Source organism: Megasphaera sp. DJF_B143 (assembly GCF_900320625.1).
In the GTDB taxonomy this organism is placed as follows: Bacteria; Bacillota; Negativicutes; order Veillonellales; family Megasphaeraceae; genus Megasphaera; species Megasphaera hexanoica.
Genome location: NZ_ONTA01000269.1, coordinates 1 through 10225 on the forward strand (window position 1 = coordinate 1; position 10225 = coordinate 10225).

Here is a 10225-nt window from a genome sequence, read left to right on the forward strand (position 1 = left end):
CCAACAAAATTCTTAGGAAGCCAGTTAATAAACATATCAACTGTAATTTCTGTCACTTTAAAATCAGCAGAATGCAATTCAATGCCCAGACCTGGTTTAAAAATAAGCCCCATAGCAATGCCTAAAAACGTGGCTATCAGCATCGAAAGAACAAACCATCCAATAATTTTTCCAGCCCACCGTTTCATCCGGGTAGCATCGCCGATGTTCGCAAAGGAAGACGCAATAGAAAAAAATACCAATACAGGTACGATCATAACCAGAAGTCTGGTAAAAATAGTACCCAGAGGCTTCAACAATACGACCTGCTCTCCCATGACAAAAGAAAGAACAATACCAACAATGACCGCTCCAAACAAACACAGTGCAAAATGTTGATTCATGTACCTGAATACACTACTCATATCTGATTCCCCCTTATGGTTTCACAAAAGCGTTTTATCCGTTGCAATCCTTCCACTAACTCATCCTCACTGCACGTATAGGCCATGCGCATGTACCCTTCCCCCGCCTGTCCAAATGCACTGCCAGGAATACAGACTACATGTTCTTCTTCCAGCAGGCGATTGCAGAATTCAGAACTCGTCATTCCGAAAGATTGGATATTGGGAAATACATAAAAGGCTCCAGCAGGTTCATCATAGGAAATCCCCGGTATCGCATTCAGACCGTCCGTGATAATCTTACGCCTTTGCCTGAATATCGTGCACAATGTTTCCGATAATTCAGGATGATGTAAAGCATACACCGCTGCTGCCTGGGCTGGCGAATTGGCACAAGCACTGATATTTTCCTGGGCAGGTACCATTTTGCTAATGATTTCCGCAGGTCCGGCAGCAAAACCAATCCGCCATCCAGTCATTGCAAATGCTTTAGACAGGCTATTGATGACAACGGTCCTTTCTTTCATTCCAGGTAAAGTACTGATAGAAACGGGTTTATCCTTATAATACAGCGTATCATATACTTCATCGGAAATTACGAGAAGATCGTGGCGGATAGCCACTTCTGCAATTTTTCCAAGTTCTTCTTCTGGAATGACAGCTCCCGTCGGATTATTAGGTGAATTCAGCATAAGAGCTTTGGTTTTTTCCGTAATTTTGTGCTCTATATCTTCCGCCTGAATGACGAACCCTCGTTCTGCACACGTAGAAACAGAAACTGGAATGCCTCCAAAAAATTGAACCTGACTGGCATAATTCAACCATTGAGGATCCTGAATCAGTATTTCAACACCATCTTCCACAATAACGGACAAGAGCAAAGATAATGCTCCCATTCCTCCAGGCGTGATAATAATCTCCGTTTGAGGATCATAATGAAGTTCTTTTATACTGCCCCATTCAGAAACAGCCCGCCGGCATTCTAATGTTCCTGCATTCGGCGTATAGTGTGTCTGACCATTTCGCAGTGCCATAGCTGCAGCTTCGCAGATGGGCATAGGTGTTGCCATATCGGGCTCTCCAATGCCCATACTGATAACACGATCCATAGTTGCTGCTTTATCGAACATGGCCCGGATAGCCCCTTGATGAAGGTTTTGGGCTCTTTTGCTTAAAACAACCATATTACTCCTCCCTTCAGCCCTTTTATTTACTATTGTTTTCTAAATAAATTTTATATAAAATAAATAATACATTCAACATATGATTATTGTATTATTTTCTAATTTTTTCTTATACTTTTATTTTTTTATATAATTTTTTAGAGTATATTTCTTCACATTTTCATATTGCAGATTCTTTTTTATGCAGATATACTAAATATATCTTATTTATTTATACAAAATATACGAGGTGGTTTTATTGAAATTAACAATCGCTGAGATTCTACATTATCCTGAGTTCTCTGGTTTTACTCTCATTGCAGGTGCTACGGGTATTTCCAATCAAATAACCTCATGCGGAATTTTGGATTATGAATATGACCGGACATTAAAAAATAAATACACGAAATTAAGTTTCATCCCCAACCAGCTTATCTTATCCAGTCTGCAATATGCTAAAGAAGATCCCGGCTGTCTAATTGATGCTATACGACTTTTGCATCACCGCAATTGTAGCGGTCTTGTTATAAAAAATGTGTATAGTCTGCCTTTATCTCCCCATGTATTACGATTCGCCGACTCGGCTGGTTTTCCCATTATTCTTATAAAAAACTCCGAACAATATTTTGAAAAAATAATTATCAATATTTACAAACGGCTGCAGTCTCTTTATGATTTCGACAAATTTGAGCACATTATTTCCCGTATTATTACTTTACCCGAACATGACAAACAACAAAAAGAACTACAACTGGAAATTAACCCCTGTTTGCAGCCTGATATCTTTTGCATGTATTTCCGCTCTGATACACCACTAACTACCAATGACTATATGAAGATGGAATCTGCGGCCAAATACGCAGGATTATTGACTTCGTATAATACCCTTTTACGATACAAAAACGGACTTTTATACATTTATTCTTCCCATAACTTTAAAAATGCCCGGCCAGACGAATTAGCCCAGCAAATTCTGGATACACCAGTTGGCTCACTGGCTGTTTCGTATCATATGGGTGTTAGTTCTATCCACTACCGGGAACGAAAAATAAAACTCTGTATAGAAGAAGCTATCTACAGCAGTTATTTCCACACAGATTTGTCACACCCTTATCAAATGTATGATACGTTAGGCATCCATAGCATTCTGCTTCCCTATTGTCACGAACCCGCTATGCAGCACTTTACTTCTTCTATTTTAAACCCTATCCGCGATTATGACTCAGAAAATCATACCGCCCTGATGACAACGGCTATGTCATTCGTACGATGTGGTGGCAATATCGACAAAACGGCTGACGAACTAGGCCAGCACAAAAATACAATCCGGTATCGTCTGAAACAGATTAGCCACCTCTTATCATGCAATCTCTTGCAACCAGAATCATATGAAAAACTATCCTTAGCTATAAAGATAGAAGAATGCAGCAATATCGAACTATAAAAAATCGCCAATGCAATCAAAAGGGAATCATTGCATTGGCGATTCATTTTTCTTAACAATATGTGTGTCGGTATAACCGGTGTTATACCACACGCTTCAATATCCCAGCTTCATGGCCGATATGGCTGCATCTGCCAGAAGCCGATAGCCGGTTTCATCAGGGTGAACACCGTCTGCGTAATGCGGTGATTTCTGCAGGACTGTATAGAAGTCGATGGGATGGAGGTCTTCTGTCTGACACTGTTGAAGAAGCCATATCCGGTAAACTGATAAAATATCATTATGCCTATCTACATCTTCCCGGGCCTGCCAGCCATAGTCTGCGCTTTCCTGCCGTGTGCAGGGCGGAATGCCCAGATAAACGGGTTTATGTTGTTTTTGCAAAAGCCGTATCATAGCCGTTATATTAGCCTGTATCTCCCGCACCGGAATATCTTCCAGTATATCATTAGATCCGCCCATGAGGAAAAAAGCGTCGTACCCGGACAAGGCAAGCCGGCGCAGCCGTGTCAGCATTCCCCAGGTTGTATCTCCGCACAATCCGCGATTATCGACTTCCCATTTCAGGGAATCCGACAGGAGATTCACCCAGCCCTTTTCCGGAGGTACATCGTATCCATAAGTCAGACTGTCACCGAGACAAAGAAGGTGCATGGCTACACCGCCCGTTCCAGTGCCGGTGCCGCATCCTGCAATGACCGGACTGCCGCTTCTACAGAAAGCCATGGCTGATCAAACTGATATCCCGCCTTTTCCAGATCCATCTGGCAGGCAAACACTTTCGGTACCGCTGTCGCATAGATATCATGGTCATACATGTAGCGGAGTGTCGTTTCTACATCTCCATCCGACCGGAGCTGGCCATGGTCGAGAAGCACCAGCCGGTTGGCATAAGGAAGGGCCGCTTCCAGATTATGTTCAATAACCACGATAGTATGTCCGTAACGAACATTCAATTCGTGAACCAGTTCATAGAAATCATGGGTTCCTTCCGGATCGAGAGCCGATGTCGGTTCATCGAATACGAGGATTTCCGGATTGGTCGCCAGCACTCCGGCAATAACCAGACGCTGACGCTGGCCGCCGGATAAATTGGTCAGCTGCCGTGTACGGTACGGCGTCAGTTTAACCTTTTCCAATACCTCCGTAATAGCCGTTTCAATCTTATCCGGTGCTACACCCTGATTTTCCAGGCTGAAGGCAATTTCTTCTTCCACCGTCATAGCCACGAGCTGACTGTCATAATCGTCAAGCATAGCACCGACACGGCTGGCCAGACGGGAAATGGTTGTCTGCGTCGTAGCCTTTCCGTCCACATACACCATGCCTTTCATGACACCGCCAAAGTAATGAGGAATGGCACCGGTCATAGCCATACAGAGGGAACTCTTGCCACTGCCGCTTTCGCCAGTAATGACAAGGAAATCTCCCTTATGCACAGCCAGGCTCACATCGTCGAGGACCGGCGTCGTCTGTTTGTTGTAAGTGTAAGACAGATGTTCAATGGAAATAAGTCCCGGGACAGACGGCTTCAAATCATACTGGCTGTGATCCGAAGTGACACTCTGTTCTTCCAGAGAATCGAGGATTCCCCGCGATACGAAGAGGCGAAGAGCCGGAAAATACATAAGTGGTGTTACTACAGCATTGAGTGCACCGACGATAACAACCAGCGGCAGCATGCCCGTAAAATAAACATTATTTGGCAGGCCTAAGGCAAATTTCAAAATCGTGACGAAAGCACCGCCACTCATACAGGTAGCCGCGAAGCCCGTCAGGACAGGCAGGCACGAATGGCCGCGGAATTTCAGAAAAGCGAGATTCTTAACCAGAAAAGCACAAGTCAGAGCTCCTATGGGTTCACTGATGAGATTGCCATAAGGAAAGCCTGATTTAGAGGTAAGGACGTTGATCAGTGCTGCTACCAGGCCAATGCCCAGAGCCTGCCGATAGGTCGGTTTGGTCAGGCAGATAGCCACACAGTACGTTGCAATGGTCCAGTTTGGCGTGACACCGCCAACGCTTGGCGATACGAGATGCAAGATAGTACCAATAGCCAGCATCAGCGTCGTAATGGTAATCCAGCGGAATTGTCCACCCTGACGGTGATGAAATTCTAATGTGCTGATATCTTCAATATGTTTCATTTCCCGTTCCCCCTCAGACTATGCCAAAAATACGCATATACACGACAAGTACACTCACTCCCACGAATAAAGCCATAACGGCATAGTCACAGCCGGCTGGCCGTACATTTGCCATAAAGCTATGTTCATTATTGCCAAACCCCCGTAATTCCAAGCTCAGCGCCATCGTTTCTGAACGCCCCAGGGATTTAAGCATCAACGGCTGAATGACACCCATGTAATGAATGCATTTCTTAAAGACATTACCTTTTGTTGAAAGCCCCCGGCAGGCCTGTGCCTCCTGAACCGTTTTGCTTTCGGCAATGAAATCGGGGACAAACCGCAGTGCTGCTGTAAACATGAACGCATATTCATATGGAATATGGATTTGTTTGACCAGCGCCGCTGTCAAATCCTGCAGCCGCGTTGTCGTGAGAAGGATGATAAATACGATGGTCATCGCCAGCATCCGAAGTCCCGTAACGTAAGCCGATTCGAGAGAACCGCCTCCCAGAAGTTGTACTACTGCCAGGAAAACAGCAAAGACAGCCAGGCTCATGGCAGCCTTAAAGTTGCGAGCTATATTGCCGGTAAAGCCCAAAAGGACTAGTTCGATGACGACCAGGGCTGCCAGAGGGCCTGGCGTGTGCAGCACGAGAGCCCAGAACGAAAAAGCAACAGTGCCTAATAATTTTGTTACTGGTACAAAATGTTTCATCTTATTTCCCTCCCAGACGCTGCAGCATGGCTGCCGTAAATTCATCAACGGACTTGCAATATGGAAGTCCCGCTACAGCCTGAGACAACGTCACGGCATCAGGCCGGTTCAATCCTAATTCATACAAGTCTTCTCTTTTCGTAAACAAATCCTGTGGTGTCCCGTCAAAGGCTTTCGTATGATGTCCGATAACGATGACCCGCTGACAGTATTCGGCAAATATATCCATATCGTGGCTGATGATAAGAATGGTAAGTCCATCCCGATGAAGCCGGGACAAAAGTGCCATGAGCGATTTTTTATCGGCACTGTCCTGGCCACTCGTCGGTTCATCGAGAATAAGGTACTGGGTGTGCATGGCAATGGCCGACGCAATGGCGACGCGTTGTTTTTCTCCCCGGTTGAGATTGGGTGGATAGGCTTCCGCCAGAGATTCCAGCCCTGTAGCCTGCAGCGCCTCTGTAACAGCCGATGCGACCTCTTCACGGCTGCGGCCCAGCTGTTCCGGTCCATAAGCTACTTCCTGCCGCACAGTCGGTCGGAACATCTGCCGTTCCGGCCGCTGGAATACATATCCGATATAGGGACTGCGGGCTGCCGCTTCTTCATCGTTGATTCTTTTCCCATCGAGGAAAATATCTCCCGATACGGGTTTTTCAAGACCCATGAGCAAGCGGGTTACCGTCGTCTTCCCACAGCCGTTGCGACCGCCCAAGCCGATAAATTCACCGGTACCAATCGTCAGGTTCATATGTTCCAATACAGGTGTACCGTCTGTGTAGTGGAACGTCACATCTCTCATTTCCAGCATTCCTGTTCATCCTCTCTTAAACAATAAAAAAAACCTTTCATCCCTCTAAAGGGACGAAAGGTCTGATTCTTCCGCGGTACCACCCACATTGGCTTATAAAGCCCATCTCACTATGTACGGCCCTCAAAAAGAGCGATACACGTTTCTTTGATAGCGGTGGAACTACACCGTCGAGCCCTACTGGTCACCGTTCAGGCCGCATCTCCCGAATCCATTCCCTGTACGGACCGGCGCCGAACTCTCACTGCCATCGGCTCGCTGTAGCTGTCGCTGTACACGTACTCGTTTCGTTCATCGACAATACTATGTAGATTACTTGTAATTATACGGCTTTTTTTCTTAAAGTCAAGAGAAATCAGCCAATCTTTTTTCTTCCTTGACAAATTCTGCAATCATGGTAAAATAACTTCAACAATTTCATTACGTACTGTCTTATGACGGTATATACATTTATCCAGAGTGGCGGAGGGACGGGCCCTATGAAACCCGGCAACCGATAATACGGTGCCAATTCCTGCGGAAGAAATTCCGGGAGATAAAGAAAATCACTGTACTCTTTCTCTTTCGGGAAAGAGTCTTTTTTATGCCCTCTGGAGGCTTTAGATTACAGGAGGGATAGTATGAAACAATGGAAAGTCTGGATAACCGCTGCTGCCATCGCTATAGGAGCTGCAGCGGTTCTCATGACCGGCTGCGGAGGACAGAAACCGGCCGGTGGCCGGGAAGTATCTCAGAATGTCAAAATTACTGTCGGTGCATCACCGGTACCACATGGGGAAATCCTGAAAGAAATCAAGCCCATGCTCATCGCCGAAGGAGTAGACCTGAACATTATCGAATTCACAGATTATGTCAAACCGAATCTGGCCTTGCAGGATAAAGAACTAGACGCCAATTTCTATCAGCATGAACCCTATATGGAAAAATTCAACAGTGAACACGGTACGGACTTGGTTGCCTTGTGCAAGGTCCACGTCGAACCAATGGGCATCTATTCCCATAAGCTCAAGGAACTGGCCCAGCTTGGACAAAATGCCAAAGTCGCCATCCCCAATGATCCTACAAACGGTGGCCGTGCACTTCTCGTACTCCAGACAGCCGGCCTGATCAGCCTGAAGAACGGAGGCAGTATCGCATCTACCGTGCAGGATGTTGAAAAAAATGACAAAAACCTCCAGTTCATCGAACTCGATGCCGCCCAGATTCCCCGTTCCCTGGATGATGTAGATATCGCACTTATCAACACCAATTACGCTCTCGAAGCCGGACTCAATCCGCTCCAGGATGCCTTATTCACCGAATCCAAGGATTCGCCTTATGCCAACGTTCTGGTCGTACGCCGCGGTGATGAAAATCGTCCGGAAATCCAGAAACTGGCAAAAGCACTGCAATCACCGGAAGTAAAGAAATTTATTGAAGAAAAATATAACGGAGCTATTATTCCCAGCTTCTGATAACACTATTTCATGACGAGGGGTATGTAGATGAAAACTTGTGATTTATTTTCTAAGAAAACTGTTTTTTCCTTTGAAGTCTTTCCGCCAAAAAAAGAAATTCCCGTTGAAACGGTCTATCCGACACTGGAAAAACTGAGCGGTCTCCATCCGGATTTTATCAGCGTCACCTGCGGTGCCGGCGGCAAAGGAGGAAATCTCACCGTAGAAGTCGCTTCCAAAATCAAAAGCCTGAACTGCGAAACGGCGGCCCATCTGCCCTGCATCAACCTGGACAAAGATGAAGTACTGGATACATTGCAGAAATTACGGGAACACCGTATCGAAAATATTCTGGCCCTGCGCGGAGATAAAACGCCCGGCATCGAACCAAAATGCGTATTTCCCCATGCCAGTGACCTCATCGCCTTCATCCGTCAACAGACAGGTGATGAATTCAATATCATCGGCGCATGCTATCCCGAAGGCCATCCCAATTCTAAAACACTGGCAGAAGACATAGACCATCTGAAGATCAAAGTCGATGCCGGTGCCAGCGAACTCATCACCCAGCTTTTCTTCGATAATCACGATTTTTACAACTTCCTCGACAAATCGACCCAGGCTGGAATCCGCGTTCCTATCGAAGCGGGTATCATGCCCGTAACCAACAAGAAACAAATAGAACGGATGGTCACTCTTTGCGGAGCTACTCTTCCACTGAAATTCCAGAAGATCCTGACCCGGTATGGTCATGACAATATCGCCCTGCGCGATGCCGGAATCGCCTATGCCATCGATCAAATTGTAGATCTCCTGGCCAACGGCGTAGACGGCATCCACATCTACACCATGAACAATCCATACGTGGCCACCCGCATTGCCAACGCTATCCGCACACTGCTGTAGCACTCATAAGACAAACACCGGATTGCATTGACTTGTATTTTTGCCATTTCTTCCGTATAATAGATGTATATAATAAAATTCATTCTCATATACGAGATGTGGAGGGGATATACATGGGATTCTTCAGTAACCTTTTCGGTTCCAGTCAGGAAGGAAAAGAAAAATATATCTATATCAGCGGCATGATGTGCGACCATTGCGCGGCCCACGTAAAAGAAGCGTTGGAAGCCGTGCCTGGCGTCGTGAAAGCCAAAGTCAGCCTTATGGATAAACGGGCTACCGTCCATGTAACCGATGAGGCGGATGAAAAAGCCATGTTTAAAGCCGTCGTCAATGCCGGCTATTCCGTAGACAAGATTACCGATACAAAAGAATAAAAAGCGTCGTCACTACCATTCTGATGCATGTGTACTTACGATGCCGCATACAAAGAACTAGAGCCTGTCAGATGACAGGCTCTAGTTCTTTGTAGTGTATTCTATTTTACTTCCACTGTTGTTTCTGCTACGACAGGTTATTTGGCAGCTTTTTCTGCTTTGAGCTGTTCAATTTCTTTCTGCTGAGCCGCTAACTGATCCTGTAACTGACCAACAACTTTGTACAGTTCTTCCGCATCGGGCGAAGTGGTCTTTGTCTTAGCCGAGGACGGGCCAATCTTAAAGCTCAGTCCAAAGGTATACGCATTGTCAGAATCACCCATAGTGCTGGCAGCACTGAACATAACATTTTCGTTCGGGCGATAGAATGCGCCGAGAGCAACGCTGTTTTCGCCTTTAAACGAACCGGAAGCAACAGCAAAGTTGAGTTTATTAGCCGGATCAAAGTCGAGAGGATGAAGACCAGCCAATGCAGCCGAACGAGCACCGACTTTATTGATGTCTGTCTTCATGGAGCTGTAATCGCTGAACAACTGATTGATATTAGCACTATTCTGACCTACTTGGGCATCCAGGGCATTCAGATTCTGGCCAACGCTATTATTGCTCTTGACATAGTTACCATCTTTCGTCGTGCCGATAGCCTGTGCATTGTTTGCAATCTGATTCTGCAGCGTCTGGTCAGCAGCTGCACGGGTCTGGGCTTCCTGCAAATCTACGGCACTCAGTGCATTGAATCCATCAGCTACGTTCTTGTTAATCGTGTTGACAGAGCTTACCAGATTGTCATTGACCTGTTTGATGACTTTATCCTGTGCGGCATCAGCGCCCTTGCGTTCAGCTCGTTCCTGTGCAACGGCC

At 46.0% G+C, this 10225-nt stretch carries 11 protein-coding genes and 1 riboswitch; of the genes, 4 read left to right on the top strand and 7 right to left on the bottom strand.

Features of this window, described 5'->3' with window-relative positions:
- Nucleotides 1-404, bottom strand: a 404-nt coding sequence (locus DBO31_RS07850; RefSeq protein ID WP_150824872.1) for a cation:dicarboxylate symporter family transporter, incomplete at its 3' end; no start/stop codon positions are given.
- On the bottom strand, nt 401-1567 hold the full coding sequence (locus tag DBO31_RS07855; protein ID WP_150824873.1) for a pyridoxal phosphate-dependent aminotransferase: 1167 nt from the start codon (nt 1565-1567) through the stop codon (nt 401-403). The genes DBO31_RS07850 and DBO31_RS07855, both read right to left, overlap by 4 nt.
- A 238-nt stretch (nt 1568-1805) precedes the next feature.
- On the opposite strand from DBO31_RS07855, the gene DBO31_RS07860 reads away from it, so the two are divergent.
- Nucleotides 1806-2990 carry a PucR family transcriptional regulator gene (locus DBO31_RS07860; protein ID WP_150824874.1) on the top strand — a complete coding sequence of 395 codons (1185 nt, stop codon included), beginning with the start codon at nt 1806-1808 and terminating at the stop codon, nt 2988-2990.
- Nucleotides 2991-3086: 96 nt separating this feature from the next.
- On the opposite strand, the gene DBO31_RS07865 is transcribed toward DBO31_RS07860, so the two are convergent.
- The 4 genes from DBO31_RS07865 to DBO31_RS07880 are packed head-to-tail and all read right to left on the bottom strand — an operon-like array spanning nt 3087 to nt 6645.
- On the bottom strand, nt 3087-3716 hold the full coding sequence (locus DBO31_RS07865; RefSeq protein WP_234995437.1) for a GDSL-type esterase/lipase family protein: 630 nt from the start codon (nt 3714-3716) through the stop codon (nt 3087-3089).
- Nucleotides 3647-5137, bottom strand: coding sequence for a tryptophan transporter (locus DBO31_RS07870; protein ID WP_059075676.1), 1491 nt, complete (start codon nt 5135-5137; stop codon nt 3647-3649). Before DBO31_RS07870 ends, DBO31_RS07865 begins: the two co-directional genes overlap by 70 nt.
- 13 nt (nt 5138-5150) lie before the next feature.
- Nucleotides 5151-5834, bottom strand: a complete 684-nt coding sequence (locus DBO31_RS07875) for an energy-coupling factor transporter transmembrane component T (RefSeq protein ID WP_075581510.1) — start codon at nt 5832-5834, stop codon at nt 5151-5153.
- A 1-nt stretch (nt 5835) separates the two neighbouring features.
- Nucleotides 5836-6645 carry an energy-coupling factor ABC transporter ATP-binding protein gene (locus tag DBO31_RS07880; RefSeq protein WP_075581511.1) on the bottom strand — a complete coding sequence of 270 codons (810 nt, stop codon included), beginning with the start codon at nt 6643-6645 and terminating at the stop codon, nt 5836-5838.
- Nucleotides 6646-7092: 447 nt separating this feature from the next.
- Nucleotides 7093-7187, top strand: a riboswitch (SAM riboswitch).
- A gap of 78 nt (nt 7188-7265) precedes the next feature.
- Here DBO31_RS07880 and DBO31_RS07885 point away from each other — a divergent pair.
- The 3 genes from DBO31_RS07885 (at nt 7266) to DBO31_RS07895 (ending at nt 9364) form a co-directional block, all read left to right on the top strand.
- The gene (locus DBO31_RS07885) at nt 7266-8099 is read left to right on the top strand and encodes a MetQ/NlpA family ABC transporter substrate-binding protein (protein ID WP_059075673.1); all 834 of its coding nucleotides are present in this window, start codon (nt 7266-7268) and stop codon (nt 8097-8099) included.
- Nucleotides 8100-8129: 30 nt separating this feature from the next.
- Nucleotides 8130-8987: a methylenetetrahydrofolate reductase [NAD(P)H] gene (gene metF / locus DBO31_RS07890; RefSeq protein WP_075581513.1), complete on the top strand. Its 858-nt coding sequence runs from the start codon at nt 8130-8132 to the stop codon at nt 8985-8987.
- Between the two features lie 113 nt (nt 8988-9100).
- On the top strand, nt 9101-9364 hold the full coding sequence (locus tag DBO31_RS07895) for a heavy-metal-associated domain-containing protein (RefSeq protein WP_059075671.1): 264 nt from the start codon (nt 9101-9103) through the stop codon (nt 9362-9364).
- Between the two features lie 137 nt (nt 9365-9501).
- Here DBO31_RS07895 and DBO31_RS07900 read toward each other — a convergent pair.
- Nucleotides 9502-10225, bottom strand: a 724-nt coding sequence (locus DBO31_RS07900) for a YadA C-terminal domain-containing protein (protein WP_150824875.1), incomplete at its 5' end; no start/stop codon positions are given.

Bases quoted from the DNA above. Each gene is read 5' to 3' on its own strand.
- DBO31_RS07855 (WP_150824873.1), bottom strand. From the start codon at position 1,567: ATGGTTGTTTTAAGCAAAAGAGCCCAAAACCTTCATCAAGGGGCTATC.
- DBO31_RS07865 (WP_234995437.1), bottom strand. From the start codon at position 3,716: ATGGCTTTCTGTAGAAGCGGCAGTCCGGTCATTGCAGGATGCGGCACC.
- DBO31_RS07870 (WP_059075676.1), bottom strand. From the start codon at position 5,137: ATGAAACATATTGAAGATATCAGCACATTAGAATTTCATCACCGTCAG.
- DBO31_RS07875 (WP_075581510.1), bottom strand. From the start codon at position 5,834: ATGAAACATTTTGTACCAGTAACAAAATTATTAGGCACTGTTGCTTTT.
- DBO31_RS07880 (WP_075581511.1), bottom strand. From the start codon at position 6,645: ATGCTGGAAATGAGAGATGTGACGTTCCACTACACAGACGGTACACCT.
- DBO31_RS07885 (WP_059075673.1), top strand. From the start codon at position 7,266: ATGAAACAATGGAAAGTCTGGATAACCGCTGCTGCCATCGCTATAGGA.
- metF (WP_075581513.1), top strand. From the start codon at position 8,130: ATGAAAACTTGTGATTTATTTTCTAAGAAAACTGTTTTTTCCTTTGAA.
- DBO31_RS07895 (WP_059075671.1), top strand. From the start codon at position 9,101: ATGGGATTCTTCAGTAACCTTTTCGGTTCCAGTCAGGAAGGAAAAGAA.